The sequence below is a fragment of the Bacillus cereus group sp. BfR-BA-01360 genome (genome assembly GCF_022663595.1).
In the GTDB taxonomy this organism is placed as follows: Bacteria; Bacillota; Bacilli; order Bacillales; family Bacillaceae_G; genus Bacillus_A; species Bacillus_A cytotoxicus.
Genome location: NZ_JAKUFV010000111.1, coordinates 1 through 214 on the forward strand (window position 1 = coordinate 1; position 214 = coordinate 214).

Genomic DNA, 214 nt, shown 5'->3' on the forward strand with positions numbered 1-214 from the left:
TAGCGGAAGGATTGTTTCAAAACAATTTGTTTTCCTATATTTCTTATCGTCGTTATGCAAGTAAAGAACATCCAGAGTGTAAAAAGAACCAGTTTAAACAAGTACATGAAGATTTATATGCGTGTCCCTGTGGGATTCCGTTTTCCTATAAAACGACTACAAGAAATGGATATCATGAATACAAGCCTGAAAAAGGAAGTTGTACAGGGTGCCC

Annotated in this window: 1 pseudogene; it reads left to right on the plus strand. The window is 36.4% G+C overall.

The window, feature by feature from the left end:
- Positions 1 to 214: pseudogene (locus tag MR056_RS22185) on the plus strand (IS1182 family transposase); the annotation flags it as partial.